At 66.8% G+C, this 21,052-nt stretch carries 21 protein-coding genes and 2 pseudogenes; 12 read left to right on the forward strand and 11 right to left on the reverse strand.

Features of this window, described 5'->3' with window-relative positions; genetic code table 11:
- Window positions 1-220: 220 nt before the first annotated feature.
- Both K9U41_RS14105 and K9U41_RS14110 read right to left on the reverse strand, forming a co-directional pair.
- Window positions 221-1,000: a tyrosine-type recombinase/integrase gene (locus tag K9U41_RS14105; RefSeq protein WP_282641481.1), complete on the reverse strand. Its 780-nt coding sequence runs from the start codon at window positions 998-1,000 to the stop codon at window positions 221-223.
- Window positions 1,001-1,147: 147 nt separating this feature from the next.
- Entirely contained in the window at window positions 1,148-1,651 is a 504-nt protein-coding gene (locus tag K9U41_RS14110; protein WP_282641505.1) for a MucR family transcriptional regulator, read from the reverse strand.
- A 396-nt stretch (window positions 1,652-2,047) separates the two neighbouring features.
- Here K9U41_RS14110 and trbB point away from each other — a divergent pair, with 396 nt between their 5' ends.
- From trbB to K9U41_RS14165, 11 genes and pseudogenes are all read left to right on the forward strand, one after another.
- Window positions 2,048-3,031 (forward strand): P-type conjugative transfer ATPase TrbB, encoded by a 984-nt coding sequence (gene trbB, locus K9U41_RS14115; protein ID WP_282641482.1) that lies wholly within the window; start codon window positions 2,048-2,050, stop codon window positions 3,029-3,031.
- On the forward strand, window positions 3,031-3,363 hold the full coding sequence (locus K9U41_RS14120; protein ID WP_282641484.1) for a TrbC/VirB2 family protein: 333 nt from the start codon (window positions 3,031-3,033) through the stop codon (window positions 3,361-3,363). The genes trbB and K9U41_RS14120 overlap by 1 nt, the downstream gene beginning before the upstream one ends.
- The gene (locus tag K9U41_RS14125) at window positions 3,363-3,644 is read left to right on the forward strand and encodes a VirB3 family type IV secretion system protein (RefSeq protein WP_282641485.1); all 282 of its coding nucleotides are present in this window, start codon (window positions 3,363-3,365) and stop codon (window positions 3,642-3,644) included. The genes K9U41_RS14120 and K9U41_RS14125 overlap by 1 nt, the downstream gene beginning before the upstream one ends.
- 9 nt (window positions 3,645-3,653) lie before the next feature.
- Window positions 3,654-6,104 (forward strand): annotated as a pseudogene (gene trbE, locus K9U41_RS14130) (conjugal transfer protein TrbE).
- The gene (gene trbJ / locus K9U41_RS14135; RefSeq protein WP_282641486.1) at window positions 6,101-6,865 is read left to right on the forward strand and encodes a P-type conjugative transfer protein TrbJ; all 765 of its coding nucleotides are present in this window, start codon (window positions 6,101-6,103) and stop codon (window positions 6,863-6,865) included. The pseudogene trbE and the gene trbJ overlap by 4 nt, the downstream one beginning before the upstream one ends.
- A gap of 21 nt (window positions 6,866-6,886) precedes the next feature.
- The gene (trbK-alt, locus tag K9U41_RS14140) at window positions 6,887-7,159 is read left to right on the forward strand and encodes a putative entry exclusion protein TrbK-alt (protein ID WP_349237851.1); all 273 of its coding nucleotides are present in this window, start codon (window positions 6,887-6,889) and stop codon (window positions 7,157-7,159) included.
- 1 nt (window position 7,160) lies between these two features.
- Window positions 7,161-8,528, forward strand: coding sequence for a P-type conjugative transfer protein TrbL (gene trbL, locus K9U41_RS14145; protein ID WP_282641488.1), 1,368 nt, complete (start codon window positions 7,161-7,163; stop codon window positions 8,526-8,528).
- Between the two features lies 1 nt (window position 8,529).
- Window positions 8,530-9,219, forward strand: a complete 690-nt coding sequence (trbF, locus tag K9U41_RS14150; RefSeq protein ID WP_282641490.1) for a conjugal transfer protein TrbF — start codon at window positions 8,530-8,532, stop codon at window positions 9,217-9,219.
- Entirely contained in the window at window positions 9,216-10,193 is a 978-nt protein-coding gene (trbG, locus tag K9U41_RS14155) for a P-type conjugative transfer protein TrbG (protein WP_282641491.1), read from the forward strand. The genes trbF and trbG overlap by 4 nt, the downstream gene beginning before the upstream one ends.
- On the forward strand, window positions 10,193-11,368 hold the full coding sequence (locus tag K9U41_RS14160) for a TrbI/VirB10 family protein (protein WP_282641492.1): 1,176 nt from the start codon (window positions 10,193-10,195) through the stop codon (window positions 11,366-11,368). The genes trbG and K9U41_RS14160 overlap by 1 nt, the downstream gene beginning before the upstream one ends.
- Window positions 11,369-11,370: 2 nt before the next feature.
- Window positions 11,371-11,628 (forward strand): DUF2274 domain-containing protein, encoded by a 258-nt coding sequence (locus K9U41_RS14165; protein WP_282641493.1) that lies wholly within the window; start codon window positions 11,371-11,373, stop codon window positions 11,626-11,628.
- Here the strand turns inward: K9U41_RS14165 and K9U41_RS14170 are convergent.
- The 8 genes from K9U41_RS14170 to K9U41_RS14205 all read right to left on the reverse strand — a co-directional run bounded on the left by K9U41_RS14170 (window position 11,592) and on the right by K9U41_RS14205 (window position 18,278).
- A complete protein-coding gene (locus K9U41_RS14170; protein WP_282641495.1) occupies window positions 11,592-12,509 on the reverse strand; it encodes a LysR family transcriptional regulator in 918 nt (305 codons plus the stop codon). The two genes, K9U41_RS14165 and K9U41_RS14170, sit on opposite strands and share 37 nt — an antisense overlap.
- 110 nt (window positions 12,510-12,619) lie before the next feature.
- A complete protein-coding gene (locus K9U41_RS14175) occupies window positions 12,620-12,904 on the reverse strand; it encodes an MBL fold metallo-hydrolase (RefSeq protein ID WP_282641496.1) in 285 nt (94 codons plus the stop codon).
- A complete protein-coding gene (locus K9U41_RS14180; protein WP_282641497.1) occupies window positions 12,897-13,358 on the reverse strand; it encodes an SDR family NAD(P)-dependent oxidoreductase in 462 nt (153 codons plus the stop codon). Before K9U41_RS14180 ends, K9U41_RS14175 begins: the two co-directional genes overlap by 8 nt.
- A gap of 448 nt (window positions 13,359-13,806) precedes the next feature.
- Window positions 13,807-15,051 (reverse strand): 3-hydroxybenzoate 6-monooxygenase, encoded by a 1,245-nt coding sequence (locus tag K9U41_RS14185; RefSeq protein ID WP_282641498.1) that lies wholly within the window; start codon window positions 15,049-15,051, stop codon window positions 13,807-13,809.
- Between the two features lie 66 nt (window positions 15,052-15,117).
- Entirely contained in the window at window positions 15,118-15,762 is a 645-nt protein-coding gene (maiA, locus tag K9U41_RS14190) for a maleylacetoacetate isomerase (RefSeq protein ID WP_282641506.1), read from the reverse strand.
- 38 nt (window positions 15,763-15,800) lie between these two features.
- Window positions 15,801-16,517: a fumarylacetoacetate hydrolase family protein gene (locus K9U41_RS14195; protein WP_282641499.1), complete on the reverse strand. Its 717-nt coding sequence runs from the start codon at window positions 16,515-16,517 to the stop codon at window positions 15,801-15,803.
- Entirely contained in the window at window positions 16,514-17,566 is a 1,053-nt protein-coding gene (locus tag K9U41_RS14200) for a cupin domain-containing protein (RefSeq protein WP_282641500.1), read from the reverse strand. Before K9U41_RS14200 ends, K9U41_RS14195 begins: the two co-directional genes overlap by 4 nt.
- A gap of 130 nt (window positions 17,567-17,696) precedes the next feature.
- On the reverse strand, window positions 17,697-18,278 hold the full coding sequence (locus tag K9U41_RS14205) for a MarR family winged helix-turn-helix transcriptional regulator (protein WP_282641501.1): 582 nt from the start codon (window positions 18,276-18,278) through the stop codon (window positions 17,697-17,699).
- A 726-nt stretch (window positions 18,279-19,004) separates the two neighbouring features.
- Between K9U41_RS14205 and K9U41_RS14210 the strand changes: the two genes are divergently transcribed.
- Window positions 19,005-20,071 (forward strand): IS630 family transposase gene (locus tag K9U41_RS14210; protein ID WP_282641502.1). Its coding sequence is split into 2 segments (ribosomal slippage): window positions 19,005-19,491 and window positions 19,491-20,071, totalling 1,068 coding nucleotides; the frame shifts between segments, so codons are not numbered across the junction.
- Window positions 20,072-20,083: 12 nt separating this feature from the next.
- On the opposite strand, the pseudogene K9U41_RS14215 reads toward K9U41_RS14210, so the two are convergent.
- Window positions 20,084-20,929: pseudogene (locus tag K9U41_RS14215) on the reverse strand (IS481 family transposase); the annotation flags it as partial.
- Between the last annotated feature and the right edge of the window lie 123 nt (window positions 20,930-21,052).

Consider the following 21,052-nt stretch of genomic DNA (forward strand, 5'->3'; position numbering starts at 1 on the left):
TGCCCTCCCGCAAGGCCGATGCCCAAAGCGCCAGCATATCCTCAACCGACGCACCACCAATCATCAGATCCCGAATCATGGTCGCCCATCGATTCAGAAACCCTAGCAAAACGCAACTGTAGTGCTAATCCATCGTTTGTTGGGTTGGCTCACGAACTGAAGGTCTGCTGAACGGCTGCGAGCCAAGGTCCGTTCCTGGCGCGCCCTTGCCGCGGAATTGCTAAACCCCACGACCTCGACGTGGCGATCGCCGGTCGCACCTACGCGGTTTAATGCAAGCGAATCGAGACGAGCGAATTCGGCGAGCGGGAGCGTGACCCCATGGAGGATACTCTGTAGTCCGGCGCAGGACATGCTGGCGAAGGCTGGCCGCGGCCTCTTTGGAAGGGCCAGTTTCGCGGTTTCGGTCTTCGACGTCCCTCAACACCACCTCCTCAACATCGTGCAGAGATGGATAGTGTCCGGACTTCTCTTGCCGGACGAAGTGTCGGATGCCCTGCTCGACGCGGATCAGCATCCGCGCGCTGTCGATATCGGCGACCTTGAGATGGGCGACCTCCGACACCCGCAGGCCGCAGCCATAGGCGATGCTGAGCGCGGCGCGGTACTTGAGGTGAGCGGCATGGGCGAGCAGCAGCGCCACCTCCTCGGTGCTGAGCACCACGGGCAGGCGCTCGGGCGTCGGGATGCGGGCCATCCGGTCGCCGAAGCCGGCCCGGCCCAGGGTGATGTGGAAGAAGAAGCGCAAGGCCGTGCAGGCGAGGTTCATGCGGGCGTAGCTGGCACCGAAGCTCGCCAGATGCAGCTGGTAGCGGCGCAGGTCCTCGGGCTCGGCCTGGTCCGGAGCCCGGCCGAGGAAGGCGGTGAACTCCGCGACTTGGCGGACATAGTCCCGCTTGGTGTGCTCGCCGAACCGGCGGATCGTCATATCCTCGATCATCCGCTGCCGCAGCGGGCTGATGGCCGGCCGTGTGCTGGTGGAAGGCTTGGAAGCGTCCATGGGGCTCTCCTGTCCGAAGAAACCCCGTGATGGTCCGCCCGCCTATGCCGGGCGCCACATGGAAAATAGCCAACCGCCCGTCATGCAGGGCAGTTACCGTGGCAGCGGTTTAGTCCTTTGGCGCAATTTTCGTGTTGAGCCCCGCGCCTACATGTGCGCCCTGGGAGGCCGTCTGACGTCTTCCGCTGGCGATCGGACCGCAGGAGCCTTGCGCCGTCCCGGAGCCTTCTTTACTGGTGCCGCCGCCTTCTTTCGAACTTGGCCGAGGCCCGAGGCCTTTGCCAGTTCCGAGCGGGCAGCGGCATAGCCCGGGGCAACCATGGGGTAGTCTCGCGGCAGGCCCCACTTCTCGCGATACGCCTCGGGGGTCAGGTCGTAGGCGGTGCGCAGATGGCGCTTCAGCGACTTGAACTTCCTGCCGTCCTCGAGGCAGATGATGAAGTCGGCCGTCACCGATCGCCTGACGGGAACCGCCGGCTTCAGTTCTTCGATCAGTTCCGCGGCAGGCGCGGCGAGCTTGCCCAGGGCAGCATGCACGCTCTTGATCAGGGTCGGGAGCTCGGCGATCGCGACGGTGTTGTGCCCCACGAAGGCGGCCACAATGTCCGCGACGAGATCGAGATGATCAGTGTCGTTATTCTCGGTCGAAATCTCGGTCACGGCGCGCCTCGCAAGCAACAAGCAGTGTTGGTTGAACCTCACTTTTCACCAGGCTGCAAGATGCTTTGCCAGCTCCGACGCTATTTTGGATTTGCAATCACCGCCAAATTCAAATGAGCCCGGAAGGACCGCTGGATGGTTCTCGCGCTCCCACGGGCTGGTGCTAACTGGCACCCACCCCTCCGAGCAGCATCGTCGGCTCCGCGCTGGCCGGCCTCTTCGCTGATCGGCTGCATCTCCATTGCCACGACCCCGCCGTTCTCCTGTCTTTGCACGCTACGGCCCTACGACGACCGAAACCTGTTGATCCGGCCTGATTACAGGCTCTCTTAATCATCCCCGATCCGGGGATCGCAGGTGGCGTCCCCTCTCGATGCGGGGGACGGGATGGGGACCACTCACCACACTTCCGAGGCGACGCAACGCGGCGCGCGCATGCTGCGCACCGCCCTCGGTCCAGCCATCGCCCGCTTCATGGAAGACGCCTCCGTCGTCGAGGTCATGCTCAATCCCGACGGGCGCCTGTGGGTCGACCGGCTGGCCGGGGGCCTCGCCGATACCGGGGAACGGCTGTCGTTCGCCGATGGCGAGCGCATCGTCCGCCTCGTCGCCCACCATGTGGGCGCTGAGGTCCACCCAGGCGCACCGCGCGTCTCCGCCGAGCTGCCGGAGACCGGGGAGCGGTTCGAGGGCCTCCTGCCACCGATCACGACGGGCCCCGCCTTCGCCATCCGCAAGCCCGCCTCCAGCGTGTTCAGCCTCGACGACTACGTCACCGCCGGGATCATGACTGTGCACCAGGCTGAGGCCTTGCGCCTCGCCGTCGCCGAGCGCCGCAACATCCTTGTCGCCGGCGGGACGAGCACGGGCAAGACCACGCTCACCAACGCGCTCCTCGCCGAGGTCGCCAAGACCTCCGACCGCGTCGTGCTGATCGAGGACACCCGCGAGCTTCAATGCCTGACGCCCAACCTGGTCGCGCTGCGCACCAAGGACGGCGTCGCCACACTCTCCGACCTCGTGCGCTCGTCCCTGCGGCTGCGCCCCGACCGCGTTCCCATCGGCGAGGTGCGCGGCAGCGAGGCGCTGGATCTCATCAAATGCTGGGGCACGGGCCACCCCGGCGGCATCGGCACCATCCATGCCGGCAGCGCCATCGGCGCCCTGCGCCGCCTCGAGCAACTGATTCAGGAGGCCGTGGTCACGGTCCCCCGCGCCCTCATCGCCGAGACCATCGACCTCATCGCCGTGCTTTCCGGCCGCGGCTCGGCGCGCCGGCTCACCGAGCTCGCCCGCGTCGAGGGTCTCGGGCCCGCCGGCGACTACCTCGTCACCCCCGCCGAAGCCTCCCAGCAAACCGGAGAAGCCTGATGATCCACCGTGCCCACCGCCTTCGCCGCCACATCGGTCCCACCGCCGTCGCCCTTCTGGCCAGCGCCATGCTGGCGCCCTCCGCCCGCGCCTCGGGCTCCTCGATGCCGTGGGAGCAACCGCTCCAGCAGATCCTCACCTCCGTCGAAGGGCCCGTCGCCAAGATCATCGCGGTGATCATCATCATCACGACCGGGCTCACACTGGCGTTCGGCGATACGAGCGGGGGATTCCGCAGGCTCATCCAGATCGTCTTCGGCCTGTCGATCGCCTTCGCGGCGAGCTCCTTCTTCCTGAGCTTCTTCTCGTTCGGCGGCGGGGTCACCATCTGATGACCTCGTTGTCCGATCCCGTTGCCGAGCTGTCGGGCTTCTGCGTCCCGGTCCACCGGGCCCTGACCGAACCCATCCTGCTCGGCGGCGCCCCGCGCGCCATCGCCATCCTCAACGGCACGCTGGCGGCGGCGCTGGGCCTTGGCCTGCGCCTCTGGCTGGTTGGCCTCGCCCTTGGGGCCGTCGGTCATTTCGCAGCGGTGTGGGCCGCCCGGCGCGACCCGATGTTCGTCGAGGTCACCCGGCGCCATCTGCGCATCTCCAGCCACCTGTCGGTGTGAGCACCTGCCATGATGAACCTTGCCGAATATCGCCGCACCGCCGCGCGCCTCGCCGACTACCTGCCCTGGGCGGCGCTGGTGGGCGACGGTGTCGTTCTCAACAAGGACGGCAGCTTCCAGAGATCGGCCCGGTTCCGCGGTCCCGACCTCGACAGCTCCGTGCCCGCCGAGCTCATCGCAGTTGCCGGCCGCCTCAATAATGCGTTTCGGCGCCTGGGCTCCGGCTGGTCCATCTTCGTCGAGGCCCAGCGCCATCCCGCCGGCCGCTATCCCTCGAGCCTGTTCACGGACGCCGCGGCCGCCCTCGTGGATGCCGAGCGCAAGGCCGATTTCGAGGAGGCGGGGCGGCATTTCGAAACGAGCTATTATCTCACCTTCGCCTTCCTGCCGCCGGCGGACGACGCCGCGCGCACCGAGAGCTGGCTCTATGAGGGACGCGACCAGGCGGGCATCGATCCCCACGACGTCCTGCGGTCGTTCATCGACCGGACCAACCGCGTCCTCCAACTCCTCGAAGGCACCATGCCGGAGTGCCGCTGGCTCGACGACGGCGAGACCCTGACCTACCTGCACGCCTGCATCTCGACGAAGCGCCATCGCGTCCGCGTTCCCGAGACACCCATGTATCTCGATGCGCTGCTCGCCGACGAGCCGCTCACCGGCGGGCTCGCGCCCATGCTCGGCAAGGCGCACTTGCGTATCCTCACCATTGTCGGCTTTCCCAGCGCCACCACCCCGGGGATCCTCGACGAGCTGAACCAACTCGCCTTTCCCTACCGATGGTCGACGCGGGCCATCCTGCTCGACAAGACCGATGCCACCCGGCTGCTGACCAAGATCCGGCGGCAGTGGTTCGCCAAGCGCAAGAGCATCGCCGCGATCCTGAAGGAGGTGCTCACCAACGAGGCCTCCGTCCTCGTCGACAGCGACGCCGCCAACAAGGCCGTGGATGCCGACCTCGCTCTGCAGGAGCTCGGCGCGGATTTCGCGGGCATTGCCTTCGTCACCGCGACCGTGACGGTCTGGGATGAGGATCCCCGCGCCGCCGACGAGAAGCTCCGCGCGGTGGAGAAGGTCCTCCAGGGCCGCGACTTCACCGCCATCACCGAGACCGTCAATGCGGTCGACGCCTGGCTGGGCACATTGCCCGGACACCTCTAAGGCAATGTCCGCCAGCCTCCGATGTCGACCCTCAATCTCGCCCACATGATCCCCCTCAGCGCCGTGTGGGCGGGCGAGGGGTGGGACTCACACCTCGGCGCTCCCCCCTTGCTGTTCGGCAAGGCCGCAGGCTCCACCCCGTTCCGGTTTTCCCTTCATGTGGGAGACGTGGGTCACACGCTGGTGGTCGGCCCGACCGGCAGCGGCAAGTCCGTGCTGCTGGCGCTGATCGCCCTGCAGTTCCGCCGTTACGCGAAGTCCCAGGTCTTTGCCTTCGACTTCGGCGGTTCGATCCGGGCCGCGGCGCTGGCCATGCGCGGCAACTGGCACGACCTCGGCGGTCGCCTGACCGACGGGTCGATCGCCTCCGTCTCGCTGCAGCCGCTCGCCCGTATCGAGAATGTTCCTGAGCGCGCCTGGGCCGCCGATTGGGTGGTGTCCATCCTGCTATGCGAGAACATCGAGATCACGCCTGACGTCAAGGAGCACCTCTGGTCCGCCCTGACCTCGCTCGCCTCCGCGCCGATCCATGAGCGGACCCTCACCGGCCTCTCGGTCCTCCTTCAGTCCAACCCGCTCAAGCAGGCCCTGCAGCCCTATTGCGTCGGAGGTCCCTACGGTCGGCTGCTGGATGCGGAGAGCGAAGAACTCGGCGATGCCGCGGTCCAGGTCTACGAGACCGAAGGCCTCATCGAGACCGGCGCCGCGGCGCCGGTGCTCTCCTATCTCTTCCACCGCATCACCGATCGCCTCGACGGCCGCCCGACCCTCATCCTCGTGGACGAGGGCTGGCTGGCGCTGAGCGATCCCGGCTTCTCCAGGCAGCTCACCGAATGGCTGGTCACGCTGCGCAAGAAGAATGCGAGCGTGATCTTCGCCACCCAGTCCCTGGCCCAGATCGAGAAGAGCCGGATCGCGGCGGAGATCATCGACAGCTGCCACACCCGACTCCTGCTGCCCAACGACCGCGCCATCGAGCCGCAGATCGCCGCGATCTACAGGAGGTTCGGGCTCAACGACCGGCAGATCGAGCTGATCGCGCGGGCGACCCCGAAGCGGGACTATTACTGCCAGTCACGGCGCGGCAACCGCCTGTTCGCGCTCGGCCTGTCCGACATCGCCCTCGCTTTGTGTGCGGCCTCCTCGAAATCCGACCAGGACCTCATCACCGAGGTGGAGGCCCGCGCCGAGCCCGGCCGCTTCCTCGAGGAATGGCTCGTCGCGCGCGGCCTCGCCTGGGCCGCCGACCTCATCCCCGACCTCACGAACCTCGCTCCCGATCCGGAGGCCCAGCCATGAGCCGTCCTGTCCTTTCCCCGTCGCATGCCCTGCGCATCAGCACCACGCTCCTCGCCGGCGTCGGAGCTTTTGTCCCCACGCTGATCGAACCTGCTGTCGCGCAATATGTGGTCTACGACCCCAACAACTACGCGCAGAACCTGCTTCAGGCGGCGCGCGCCCTGCAGCAGATCCAGAACCAGATCACCAGCCTGCAGAACCAGGCGCAGATGCTGCTCAACCAGGCCCGCAACCTCGCGAGCCTGCCCTACTCCGCGCTGCAGCAGCTTCAGCAGTCGATCCAGCGGACCCAGCAGTTGCTCAATCAGGCGCAGCGGATCGCCTACGACGTCCAGAGCGTGGATCGGGCGTTCCAGACCACTTATGGCAACGCCGCGCTGACCGCCTCCGACCGGCAGATCGTCGCCCAGGCCAAGGAGCGCTGGCAGAACACGGTGGCGGGGCTTCGGGATGCCCTGCGCGTCCAGGCCGGCGTCGTCGGCAACATCGACACCAACCGGACCCAGATGTCGGCTCTCGTCGGCCAGAGCCAGGGCGCGACCGGCGCCCTGCAGGCGACCCAGGCCGGCAACCAGCTCCTCGCGCTCCTGGCCCAGCAGCTCACCGACCTCACGGCCCTCCTTGCCGCCAACGGGCGCGCCCAGGCTCTGAGCGAGGCCGAGCGCGCCGCCGCCGCCGACCAGGGCCGCGAGCAGCGCCGGCGCTTCCTCGCACCGGGCACGGGCTACCAGCCCGGCAATGCCCGCATGTTCAACAACTGAGGACGGGCGATGGACACCAGGATGTTCGCTCGCCTCGGTGCCGTGGTCTTTGTTGCCGTCGCGATCACCACCGCGGCGATCGAGATGACCCGGAAGGAGGAAGAGCCGGTGCCTCCCGCCACCGTGCGGCCCGGCGGGGCGGGGCCGGATCCGCTGCGCGAGGAACTGCACCGCTGTGCCTTGCTCGGCGAGGCCGGCGGGCGCGATCCCGGCTGCCTCACCGCCTGGGCGCGGAACCGCGCCCGCTTCCTGGCGCCGACACCAGGCACCTCATCGTCGCAGGAGGCGCACTGACATGGGCGGCACCGGCGTCATCGACCACTTCCTCGAGGTCTTCACCCGCTACATCGATTCCGGCTTCGGCCTGCTCGGCGGCGAGGTGGCGTTTATCGCCACGACCCTCATCGTCATCGACGTGACGCTGGCCGCCTTGTTCTGGAGCTGGGGCGCCGACGACGACCTCATCGCCCGCCTCGTCAAGAAGACCCTGTTCGTCGGCGTCTTCGCCTATCTGATCTCCAATTGGAACAGCCTCGCCCGGATTATCTTCGAGAGCTTCGCCGGCCTCGGCCTCAAGGCGTCGGGAACGGGATTCAGCACGGCCGACCTGCTGCGGCCCGGCAAGGTGGCACAGACCGGCCTCGATGCCGCGCGCCCGCTGCTGGAATCCATTTCGGACCTGATGGGATGGATCTCCTTCTTCGAGAACTTCATCCAGATCGCCTGCATGCTGCTGGCCTGGGCGCTGGTGCTGCTCGCCTTCTTCCTCCTCGCCGTCCAGCTGTTCGTGACGCTCATCGAGTTCAAGCTGAGCACCCTGGCGGGCTTCTTGCTGATCCCGTTCGGCCTGTTCGGCAAGTCCGCCTTCATGGCGGAGCGGGTCCTCGGCAACGTCATCTCCTCCGGAATCAAAGTGCTGGTGCTCGCGGTCATCATCGGCATCGGCTCGACACTTTTCTCCGAGTTCACCGCTGGTTTCGGCGGGGCGACGCCGACCATCGACCAGGCCATGGCCATCGTACTCGCCGCCCTCTCGCTCCTGGGGCTTGGTGTCTTCGGCCCGGGCATCGCCAACGGTCTCGTGAGCGGCGGCCCCCAGCTGAGCGCCGGAGCTGCGGTCGGCACCGGACTTGCCGCGGGTGGAGCTCTGATGGCGGCCGGTGCCGCCGGCGGGATGGCCCTGCGCGGCGGCATGGCGGCGCTGTCGGGCACGGCCGCGGCGGCCCGTGGCGGCGCGGCGCTCGCCGGAGGGGCATCCACCGCCTACAGCCTCGCTTCGGCCGGACAATCTGGTTCCGCAGGGGTCGCATCCGGCCTCGGCGGCGTCGCGAGCGCTGGTGCCGAGGCCGCTGTCTCCCCGCTGAAGCGCGCGGTCTCCCGTGCCGGCGCGGCGCTCCAGGCCAGCCACGCCGCCGGAGCCCGCGCCGCGTTCGAGGCGACCGGCGGCACCTCCACCACGGGCACGCTCGGGAATGGCGAAGGGGCGGCGGGAGGCGGTTCCTCCGCTGCCCCGGGCGCCCGAAGCGACGGATCGCCCGCCTGGGCGCGGCGCATGAAGCGCACCCAGCACATGACCCACGGCATCCAGACCGCCGCGCACGCCGTCCGCTCCGGCGACGGCCATGGCAGCGGTCATTCCGTCACTCTCTCCGGGAGCGAATGACATGAGCGTCTTCAGGCGACCATCCACCCACTACGGCAAAACCCCGCAGCCGGAGACACCCTACCAGCGCGCCGCCCAGGTCTGGGACGAACGGATCGGCTCGGCGCGCGTCCAGGCCAGGAACTGGCGCCTCATGGCCTTCGGCTGCCTGATCTTGTCCGGTGGCTTTGCGGCGGCCCTGGTCTGGCAATCGGCCCGCGGCACCGTCGTGCCGTGGGTGGTTCAGGTCGACAAGCTCGGCCAGACACAGACCGTCGCTCCGGCCACGGCCGACTACCGGCCGAGCGATCCGCAGATCGCCTGGCACCTCGCCCGTTTCATCGAGCAGGTCCGCAGCGTGCCGGCAGATCCGGTCATCGTGCGCGAGAACTGGCTGAGAGCCTACCAGTTCACCACCGACCGCGGGGCGCAGGCCCTCAACGACTACGCGCGGTCGAACGATCCCTTCGCCAAGGTCGGCAAGCAGCAGGTCGCCGTCGACGTCTCCAGCGTGATCCGCGCCTCGGGCGACTCCTTCCGTGTCGCCTGGAGCGAGCGTCGCTATCAGGACGGGGCGCTGGCCGACACCACCCGCTGGACCGCCATCCTCACCATCGTGGTGCAGGCACCCCGAGACGCCGAGAAGCTCCGTGCCAATCCCCTCGGCATCTATGTCAACGCCATCAGCTGGTCGCGGGAGCTCGCCCAATGACGCCGCCTTTCCGTAGAGCCGGAAGCCCGACTTTCCGCAGGTCCGCAGTGGCGGCTTTGCTCCTGTCCGCATCGGCGCTCGCCGGCTGTGCCACCGCGCAGAAGCCGCCCGAGATCAGCTACGATGCCGAGGTCCCTCCCCTGCCGGCGGTTCCCGCCGTGGTCGACGGGCGGCCACCGCCCCTGCACATCCCCCCGGCCTGGACCCCGAGCCGGGGCGGCGCTGCTGCTAACGTACCGACCGCGCGGGTCGAGAACGCCAATGCGGCCGCCCGCGTCGAGCCGAAGAAGGAAGGCTATTACAACGCCATCCAGATCTTCCCCTTCAGCGAGGGGGCGCTCTACCAGATCTATGCGGCGCCGGGGCAGATCACGGACATCGCGCTCGAGCCCGGTGAGAGCCTGACCGGGTCAGGCCCCATCGCCGCCGGTGACACCGCCCGCTGGGTCATCGGCGACACCGAGAGCGGGTCGGGTCTGACGCGGCGGGTCCATGTGCTGGTGAAGCCGACACGGCCCGACATCACCACCAACCTGGTGCTCACCACAGACCGGCGCGCCTACATGCTGGAGCTGCGCTCTGGCGAGAAGCCCTACATGCCGGCGGTCGCCTGGACTTATCCGCAGCTGTCGGCATCGCAACGCCTGGCGGCCCCCAGCGCCCCGATCATCCCCGCCATTGAAGCGCGGAACTATCGCTATGGCCTCTCCGGCGATACGCCGCCGTGGCGGCCGATCGAAATCTATGACGATGGTAGACGGGTCTATGTGGTTTTCCCGCGCGGCATCGTGCAGGGGGAGATGCCGCCCATCTTCGTCATCGGCCCCGAGGGCGAGGCGCAGATCGTCAACAGCCGCATCCACCAGAACATCCTGATCGTCGACCGCCTGTTCGGCGCCGCCGAGCTGCGCCTCGGCAGCGGGGAGCGCCAACAAAAGGTCCGGATCGTGCGCACCGACGGGAGGCCTGCCTGATGAGCGAGCACCCGCCATACGATCAGAACGAGCCATCCGAACCCGCCGCCGCGCCCATGCGCCTGCGCGCGGAGCCGCCGCGCATGACCCGGCTCTCGCGCAAGGTCCTGGCCGGCATCGGCCTTATGGCTGGCTTGGGATTGGGCGGGGCGCTGATCTATGCCCTACAGACCCGCAATGCCGGCACAGGCGCGGAGGAGCTCTATTCCACGGGGAACCGCTCCACCGCCGACGGCCTCGCCGGCCTGCCGCGTGACTATACCGGTCCGATCCTCGGCCCCCCGCTGCCGGGCGATCTCGGTCGGCCCATCGTCAATGCGCAGAACCGGGGACAGCCGGTCGTGCCACCGGCCATGCCGACCGCCACCGTCGATCCGGAAGAGCAGCGCCGCCACGCCGAGCAGGAGGCCGCCAGGACCTCGCGCGTGTTCTTCCAGACCGAGACACGATCGGTGGGGCCGGCGTCCGCGATCGCCGGACCCGCAGGCATGGCCGGCATGCCCGGCCTGAATGGCGTTCCCACAACTCCTTCGGCTCAGGAGCGGCAACTCAACTTTCTCAACGCCGCCGTCGACCGGCGGACCGTCGCGCCCGACCGGGTGATGGCACCGGCATCGCCCTATGTGCTTCAGGCGGGCGCAGTCATATCCGCGGCGCTCATCACCGGCATCCGTTCGGATCTGCCCGGGCAGATCACCGCCCAAGTCACCGAGCACATCTATGACAGCCCGACCGGGCGCGTTCTCCTCGTCCCCCAGGGCACGCGCATCATCGGCGAATACAGCAACGATGTCGGGTTCGGTCAGCGACGGATCCTGCTGGTCTGGAACCGGCTGATCTTCCCCAATGGACGCTCCATCGTGATCGAGCGCCAGCCGGGCGCGGACACCCAAGGATATGCCGGTCTTGAGGACGGCGTCGATTATCATTGGTGGGACCTCGCCAAGGCCGCGGCGCTTTCAACCCTGCTCAGCGTCGGCGCCGAACTCGCCGTCGATGACGAGGGCCGCTTGCTGCGCGCCATCAGGAACGGAGGCCAGGACACCGTCAACGATGCCGGCCAGCAGATCATCCGCCGCCAGCTGAATGTGCCGCCGACGCTGACGATCCGGCCAGGATTTCCGGTCAGGATCATCGTCACCCGGGACCTGCCCCTGGAACCCTATGGAGGATGATCATGACGAAGCTGAAGCTGGGTCCGATTCCGGATGACAAGTCGGTCAAGGTCACGCTGGAATTGCCCGCCGCGCTCCATCGCGACCTGACCGCCTATGCCGAGGTGCTGGCCCGCGGGACCGAACAACCGGTGATGGATCCCATGAAGCTAATCGTCCCGATGCTGGAGCGCTTCATCGCCACTGATCGCGGCTTCGCCAAGGCCAAGCGCGGGCGGATCGCTCATTCCGACGAGAGGGACGGAGCCGTGTCGGAATAGGGCCCGCGAAGCAGGTCGAGGAAGGGGCGCAGCGCGGGATTTCGATTGGTCTCTTTCCAGTAGGCGGCGAACCGGATACGGACCGGGCCGTCGTCATCGTGCAGCTCGCGATACACGATTCCGGCATCATTGGCTGCGGCCGCGCTTTCCGAAACCAGCGTCAGCCCGAGCCCCGCTGCGACGAAGCCCAGAAGACGATCAAGACAGACCTCGTGACCGATGAAGGTGCAGCCGCATCGGTCACCCAATCGTGCCCGCAGCATCGCCTCATAGTCCGGACCAGGATCACGCCGGTTGACCAAGATCCGCGCGCCGGCGAGATCCGGCCAGAGAATGATGGGGTTCGGGCAAAGAAAATGATCCTCCGGCAGCGCGACCATCACCCGTTCGCTCCAAAGGGGAAGCGACGCGCCATCCCAGGCTGAATGTCCCTCTGCCGTGAGGAAGACGTCTATACTCCCTGAGGTGAGGTCAGCGAGCAGCCGGGAGCGTGATCCATCGATGCTGCGGACCTCCACGCCGTCATGTTGCCGGCCGTACTCTGCGAGCGTCGCCCGCAGATTACCCACGGAGAGCGCCATGCAGATGCCGACAACGAGATCCCCGCTCTCGCCGCGCCCGCGCGCCTTGATCCGCGCGAATGCAACATCCGCCTCCGCCAAGATGTGCTGCGCCACCGCGACAAACTCTTCTCCAGCAGCGGTGAGACGCGTGCCATTGGCGGTTCTCTCGAAAAGCTCTGTTCCGAGCCGGTATTCGAGATCACGCAGACGGCGGCTCAGAGTCGACTCTCGCACATGGAGCGACTCAGCCGCCCGCCTGAGGCTGCGATGCTCCGAGGCGACTATTGCCCATTTCATATCGCGAAATTCTGCAATCAATACGTTAACCCAAGTAACATATGTTATAAATGCAGATGATGGCCGCCAACGGACTCACAAGTTTGTGCTCGCACCCGTCAGTCTGCCATGCGAAGAGGAAGTGCGGCCCCCTAATGGCGAAGCCAGTAGGCAAGTCCCACATGTTCACGATTGAAATGGGTCAAGAGGAGCCGCGCGATCGATCGGCCACTCAGCCGCGGATCAGCGAGGTCAGGCGTGATTGGTGCGCGCGTCGGCGCATCGGCCACGCCGGAATCGATCAGCGTCCAGCCGTCCAGAACGATCAGAAGCCAGACACTGACCTCGCTCGGCGGAAAGGGAAGTTGCACGCGGATGCGCAGAATATCCGGCGCCACCTCAGTCAGCCACTCCAGAGCGGCCTCGATGCTAGCCATGTACACTGTCCAGCGTTGGGCGCATCGTCCACTCGGTCAATCCGTGATGGATCGGCCGGCACGCGCATAAATCCCCAAGCTCTTCGAGCGTCACCCTGAGGCCGACGATGGAGGCTACGTTGACGATTGCCTCGCCCGGTCGCTTGGCAATGGCCCGTGCTGCGGCCTTACCCACCAGGGAAGCCCCCTTCAGATTGGTGTCCATGATGCGGTCCCATCCGGCTTCGGCCATGTCGAGCAGGGGCGCCGTGGCAGTGAAGCCGGCATTGTTCACCAGCATGTCGAAGCATCCCCACCGTTCGGCCACTGCATAGACGCCGGCTTCCGCGGATTTGGGATCCGTGACGTCGAAACACAACGCCATAGCCTCCGCGCCCAGAGGGTCGATACCGTTGAGCCTGCGGGTTTCCACAAACGAAGCGATGACCGCCGAGTGAGTGGCGCCACCCTCCAACGCGACCTCATTATACCCGGAGCCCGGGGCGGGAGGCGGAGGTCGCTTATCCGTTCCATTCGCTTTTCCCGAAGCGGGCGATTGTGGCGGCGGACCAACTCCATGAGTCAGCCGGCGTCTGAACCTCCACGGAAGCGATGATCGCACGTTCCTCGTTCCGGCCTGGATGATCAATCTGGAAGCCGCCTCCCTCACAGTCCGCACGCGGGGCATGGCACAGATGCAGGGCCTCGCAGGTGTCCGGGACAAATACCCAGCTCTGTGACCCGTTTGCCTCTCGCGATCGGATGAGGCGCCCAGGGGGATCATGGCGCGCCGTCGATCCCCGTGCGTGGAATGTGTGACGGTTCCGGCACAAAGTGGTCGCCGACACCGTGACGCCAGAGCCGCACCGCTCTCAGTGGAAGAGGCCTCGTCGCGATCCGTCATGAAGACCGGTGGCCGCCCCTTAGCTCGCGAGCGCCGGCGCTTTCAACCTATGCTGCTTGCCGCCGATCGATTCGATCCCGGAGCCGGTGAGGCCATTGCCGCCGTAGAGCCATTGCACGGCGTCGTACCAGTCGTCGGACGTGTAGGACCGCATGATGGCGTTGCGTAGTGCCGCATGGGCACCCGAGGGGTGGTAGATGTGCTCGCCGATTGCGCGGGACTGGAGCTGGATCCGCGCGGTACGTAGAACGCGCAGGTCCTGATAGGCCTTCAGCGCCGCCTCCAGGTCGCCAGGATAGCTGTCCACGCAATGGGCAAGCGCCACCGCGTCTTCCATGGCCATGCAGGCGCCCTGCGCGAAATACTGGAGCTGCGGATGGGCGGCATCGCCCAGCAGCGCCACGCGACCGTCGGTCCAGGTGTCCACCGGATCGCGGTCGCACAGCACCCAGAGCTTCCAGCCCGAGCCGTGGCGGATGATCTTCTGCGCCCGCTCGTGCACATGGGTGAAGCCGGCCATCACCTCCTCGGCCTCCACCGGCTTGCCGGCGACCGGTTCCGGCGCGTCGTTATGGTAGGTGACGACGAGGTTGAACACCTTCCAGCCCGACAGCGGATAATGGACGATGTGGCACTTGGGACCGGCCCACAAAGTGGCGGCGTTCCAGCGCAGGTCCTCGGGCATCTGCTCGGTGGGGATCACCGAGCGGTAGGTGGTGTGGCCGGAGACCCGGGGCTTGCCGTCGCCGACCAATTGCTTGCGCACGTTGGACCACAGCCCGTCGGCGCCGACGAGGGCCGTGCCGCGCTCGGTGTCCCCATTGGCGATGCGCGCCGTGACGGAGGTTCCGTCCTGATCGTAGCCCACCACTTCGCTGGAGGCGCGCAGCTCGATCAGCGGGCTCGCCTGGCAGGCCCGCAGCAGCACGCCGTACAGGTCGCCGCGATGGATGACGCCATAAGGGTTGCCGAACCTTTTGCGGAACGGCTCGTCCAGCATGATGTGGGTGACCTCCTCGCCGGAGATGGCGTCCATCAGGCGCAGCCGGTCGATATAGACGGCCAGCGCCCGGGCGGCGTCGCCCACCCCCAGCGCATCGAAGGAATGGAAGGCGTTGGGCCCGAGCTGGATGCCGGCGCCGATCTCGCCCAATTGGGCCGAGCGCTCCAGCACGAGGCTGGCAATGCCCTTGCGGGCGAGGCCGAGGGCGGTAGCGAGGCCGCCGATGCCGCCGCCGGCGATCAGGATGCGTTGGGGGATCATGGTGTTCCTCACCTGGTGGGGCGGTCGGCCCGCGCGTTGTTGCTTGAAGGGGCGTCGTGGCCCGCCTCAGGGTTCGGCGTCGGGCTGCCGGTCGGGATGGGCCGCAGCGAAGGCCGGGTGCTCCCCTGCGGCCGCCTCGACGGCGAGAAGCCGCGGCAGGCCGGAGAGGTCACAGTGGAACCGGCGGGCATTGTAGAGCTGCGGCACGAGGCAGATGTCGGCGAGCCCCGGCGTATCGCCAAACAGGAAACGGCCATGCCCGTTGCGCGTGGCGAGCGCCTCGCAGGCGGCGAGCCCCTCGTCCACCCAGTGGCGGTACCATGTATCCACGCTTGCCTGATCGTGGCCGAGGGTACCCTTTAGGTAGCCCAGCACCCGCAGATTGTTGAGCGGGTGGATCTCGGCTGCGATCGCCAAGGCGAAGGCGCGCGCATGAGCCCGTTCGAACGGGTCCTTCGGCAGCAGCGCCGGCTCGGGCCGGGTCTCCTCCAGCCACTCGATGATGGCGAGCGACTGGGTGAGGATCTGCCCGTCCACCTCCAGCGCCGGCACGAGGTGCTGGGGATTGAGGGCGCCATAGGCGCCGTGGAACTGCTCGCCGCCGCCCCGGCGCAGGTGAACAGGCGCGAAGTCGGGCGCGATCCCCTTCAGGTTGAAGGCGATGCGACAGCGGTAGGCCGCCGAGGAGCGGAAATAGCCGTAAAAGCGCAGGGGTGACGGCGCCTCGGCTTTCAGGGGAGCCGGCGCGCTCATTGCGCCGGCCCGATGGTGAAATGGACCGGGGTGAGCCCGTCGATGGTGCCGGTGAGCACCGCCCCCGCTTCCACCGCGCCGACGCCGGCAGGGGTACCGGTATAGATGAGGTCGCCCGGGCCGAGGTGATAATAGCCGGACAGATGGGAGATCAGCTCCGGCACGCTCCACACCAGATCGGAGAGATGGGCCTCCTGCCGCACCGCGCCGGACACGTCCAGGGCAATGCGCTGCGGCCCGATGGCGCCGAAACTCTCCTTACGGGTCAAGGGCGCGATGACGGCGGACTGCTCGAACGCCTTGCCGAGGTCCCACGGCCGACCCTTGGCGCGGGCATCGAGCTGCAGGTCGCGGCGGGTCATGTCCAGGCCGGCGGCATAGCCGAACACCACGTCCAGCGCCCTCTCCCGCGTGATGCGGAAGGCCGGCGCGCCGAGAGCCACCACCAGCTCCATCTCGTAATGATAGTTCGCCGTGCCGGGCGGATAGGGAATGGTGGTGTCGCTCAGCACCGTCGCCGTGGCAGGCTTGGTGAAATAGAATGGCGCCTCGCGGTCCACCTCGTGACCCATCTCCTTGGCGTGGTCGGCATAATTGCGCCCCACGCAGAAGATGCGATGCACCGGATAAAGGCTCGTCTCGCCGAGAATGGGGACCAGCGGCTGGGCCGGCGCCGGAAACACCAGCGCCGGGGTTGCAGTGGACACGTTCATGGACGCACGCGCTCCTCGAAATAGCCGAGCCGCTCCTGCAGCGGCCGATCGTGAATGCGGATCAGGAAGGCCGGCTCGGTGCCGTCCGCCTCATGGGTCAGGGTGGAAAAGACGGGGGCGGAGAAGGTATCCGCCGGCCCCCAGGCGAAGCGCTCGCCGTTCACCGTGGAGGTGCCCGTGCCGGAGATCACGTGGAACACGGCGCTGGACGAGCGCAATGGCGGCGTGGCCTTTTCGCCCGGCCGCAGCAGCATGGCGGTGAAGCCCAGCGTCGGCAGGCAGCTCTCGCCGGTCTCCGGATTGACGTAATCGAGCTCCACCGCCTCGCCCGGCGCCGCCAGGGCACCGAGGCTGCGCAGGGCCGCCTCGGTTCGGCTCCACGGGTAGCGCAGCATGGGATAGCGGCTCACCGGCGCACGGTCGGGACGGCGGGACGGCACGAGGCCGGCGGAAAGATATTCGGCCTCCGAGGCGTCCGGCCGGTTGCGCGGCGCCTGCAGGGGTGCCTCCTCGGCATAGGAGCCTTCGAGATAGACGAACAGCGGCAGGTCAAGGGCATCCAACCAGATCACCGGCTCGGTGCCCGAATGGCCATGGTCGTGCCAGGCGCCGCCGGGGGTGAGGACGAGGTCGCCGCGGTGCATGGGGCATTTCTCGCCGTCCACCACCGTATAGGCCCCCTCCCCTTCCACAATGATGCGCGCCGCGCTGGGCGTATGGCGATGCGCGGGCGCCGTCTCGCCGGGCTTCAGGAGCTGCATGCCCACATAGATGACCGAGGTGGCCTGCATGGCGCCCTCTCCCCGGCCGGGATCGGTGAGCACCAGCACGCGGCGCTCGGCCTTCTCCACCGGCGTCAGGTCCCCAGCCTCCAGCAGCAGTGGGCGCAGCGTCTCGAAGCGCCACAGATTCTGCCGGCTCACGGGCTGCGGCGCGCCGTGGGGCAGCACGTTGCGCATCATCGGCCAGAGCGGCGCCAGGCTATTGCGCGCCAGAGCAGCACGGTACGCGAGCGGCAACTCCTCGAGTGTGCCGAGAGCATGTCCCATACGCGTCCTCCCATCATTGATCTTATTCGTGATAGTACTAATGATAAGCATACTGTTTATATGAACACAAGAGGGCCGTCGAGAGGATCCGCCGGCAGGCTGGTGGAAGCGCTCCAGTCCGGCGGCCCCCTCAGCGGCGCAGAGGGCCACGAGGCTCGTCCCGCACCAGCGCAGGTCGTGTGGGCGTGCGGCTCAGCTCGTTGGTGGCGTTCACCAGTTTGACGAGGAGCTTCGACAGTGTCGCCCGCTCCGCCGGGGTAAGGGGCTCCAGGATGCGCTCCTGCACCTTGAGCACCGGCGCGCTCAGCGCCACCAGCAGCGCCATGCCCTCCGGCGTGATGAAGAGCTGGCGCAGCCGCCGGTCGCTGGGTGATGGAATGCGGCGGATGAGATCCTTGCCTTCCAGCCGTTCCACCACGCCGCCGATGGTGGTGCGGTCATAGCCGATGACTCCCGCGAGCGATGCCTGATCTATCCCGGGATGGGCCCGCACCGTGGCGAGCGCGGCATATTGCACGGGCGTGAGGTCGGCGCCGGCGCCCTCCATCTCCTCCGCGAACAGCGACACCGCCACCTGCTGCAGGCGGCGGATCAGGTGCCCCGGCAGATGGTCGAGAATCAGCGTACCGCCTTCATCCTCGGGCGAAGGCTCCGGTTGAGGCCGAGGCGCCGACCGAGGCGCGGACTTGGGACCGGAGCTGGCGGCTTTCATACGGGACGGCGGCTTCTTCGGCACATTCGTTCATCCATTGGCGGTGGGGTACTTTTTCCCATGCTGAGCGCCCGGTCCAGTCCGCGCTGGCCGGACCGCGACGTTTTCCTCGCGGTCCGGCGAGAAAGGTACCCTTACGCCGAGATCCTACTTTTGGCGCTGATGTTGATCGCCGATGATGTGGCAATGTTTGGCGCATGAGGGTGGGAAGTTCCACGAACGCGATAATGGACAGGAGTGAGGCACAGGCGGCGAAGCTGGACCGATGCGTTGAAGCGGAAGATCGTTGCGGCGTCGTTTGAGTCTGGTGCATCGCCGGTGGTCGTGGCGCGGCGTTATGTGAACACGAACCACCTTGTCATCTGGTGAAGGCTTTATCGCGATGAATTATTGGTCCACGTCGACGCGGATGGGGCTTCATTGCTGCCGGTCACGATCACCGGCGGGAGGCAGGGGAGAAAACCTCGGTTCCATCGGATGCCGGTCGGATCGAGATTGAGCGGCCGAGCGGCTACAGCATTCGGATCGATGCTGCCATCGATGGCAAAGGACTCCGTCGCATCCGTGACGCCTCGGAGCGACGATGATCCCGGTTTCGTCGCCGGGCTCGTCGAAATCTACGAGGCCAATCGCGACCTACTTATACCAACGGCCATTGAGGGTGACTCTCAGGGGCTTTCGGTTGAGTGCGATCGCTGGTTCCATGGTGCGGGGAGGATTCGCGCCATGGCCTCTGCGGTGCAGCTTCGGACGGACTACTCGGCTTCGGATTTGCGGCGGCTCGCCGCTGCTTCGAAACACGCCAATCAGAGCCGGCGGCTGCTGTCGCTGGCAGCGGTCCTTGATGGGATGGATCGCGCCGAAGCGGCTCGGATCGGCGGCATGGATCGTCAGACCCTGCGCGATTGGGTTCACCGCTTCAACGCGCTCGGCCCCGACGGGCTGCGCGACATCCGCCCCAAGGGCCATCCGCCCCGGCTGTCGAAGGCGCAGCTGGCCGAACTCGCCGAGATCGTCGAGACCGGCCCGGATCGCAGGGTCCACGGCGTCGTCCGGTGGCGGCGCCTCGACCTGAGGAAGGTCGTCGCAGATCGCTTCGGCGTCGCATACCACGAGCGAACCATCGGCAAGATCCTCAAGGCGATCGGCTTCTCGCACATCAGCGCTCGCCCCCGGCATCCCGGGCAGGACCCCAAGGTCATGGAGGACTTCAAAAAAACTTCCTTCGGACCCTGAACGCTCACGTCGGGCACCTGTCGAAGGGGCGCCGCATCGAGGTCTGGTTTCAGGATGAGGCCCGGATCGGTCAGAAGAACGGCATCGTCCGGCAATGGGCGCGGCGCGGAACGCGACCCCGCCAGCCCGCCGACCAGCGCTACGACAATGCCTGGCTGTTCGGGGCCATCTGCCCGGCGCGCGGCGTCGGTGCCGCCTTGACGCTGCCCTATATCGGTACCCAGGCCATGCAGATGCACCTCGACGAAATCTCGACCATGGTGGCTCGGGGATCGCACGCCGTGCTGCTGCTCGATCGCGCCGGATGGCACACTACGAGGATGCTCACAGTCCCGAAGAACATAACGCTGATCTTCCTGCCGTCGCGCTCGCCGGAGTTGAACCCGGTCGAGCAGATCTGGCAGTATCTGCGATCGAACTTTCTCTCCAACAGCGTCTTCGAGACCTATGCCGACATCGTCGATGCCGCCTGCGAGGCTTGGCGCAGTCTCACCGAAAACCCAGAAACCATCACATCCATCGGCAGCCGCCAATGGGCGCACATCGGTCATTCATAAGGGCCGTTGGTATTAGATGTTTGGTCCCGGCATTTGATGGATTGGATTGATGATGAATCTCTCGGGTTCGATTGTCCATCGTTTGCAGATGAATTCGTAGGGCGAGAGCCCCTTCAGGGTCTTGAGGCGGCGGGCAAAGTTGTAGGCGGCAACGAAGCTTTCGAGATGGGCTCGAAGCTGTTCGTGGTCGTCGTAGTGGAAGCGTTTGACGGTGGCCTCCTTGATCGTGCGGTTCATCCGCTCGACCTGCCCGTTGGTCCAGGGATGCTTTGGCTTTGTCAGCCGGTGTTCGATGCCATGAGCCTGACAGGCGCGATCAAAGGGATGCCCGCGCCACATGGCGGTCGGACCGGAACGGTTCTTCGGCAGGTCGGCGAACTGGATGGCGTTGTCGGTCAGAACGATCTCGATCCTGTAGGGAACGGCGGCCACCAGCGCATCGAGAAAAGCGCGTGCCGTCGCCATGGTGGCCTTGTCGACGAGCTGGGCAAAGGCGAACTTCGAGGTGCGGCCGATGCCGACATAAAGATACAATTTGCCTTCCGCCGTCTGTACCTCGCCGATGTCAATGTGGAAGAAGTCGATCGGGTAGGCCTTGAACTTCTTCATCGCCGGCTTGTCGCCCGCCACATCGGGAAGCTTTGAGATGCCATGGCGTTGCAGGCATCGGTGAAGCGACGAGCGGGTCAGGTGGGGGATCGTCGCCTGCAGGGCGTAGAGGCAGTCGTCGAGCGGCAACAGGGTGTGCCTGCGGAAGGCGACGACGATCGCCTCGTCCTCTTGGGACAGGACCGTCGACTTGGCGTCCTTCGGGCCGGTCGGAAGATCCGCGCAGGAGGTCCGCTTCTTCCATTTAGAGCGGTAGCCGATCATTTTGAATCGCCGGGGCTTTTCAAATCAGTGCCGAGCTGATTCAAGCTTCCTGCCGGAGTTGGAGGCCGGCAGGCATGGTCAAGGCGCTGTCGCTCGATCTTCGGGTGC

Origin of the sequence: Xanthobacter autotrophicus, from assembly GCF_029991245.1 — a bacterium.
GTDB classification, from domain to species: Bacteria; Pseudomonadota; Alphaproteobacteria; order Rhizobiales; family Xanthobacteraceae; genus Xanthobacter; species Xanthobacter autotrophicus_C.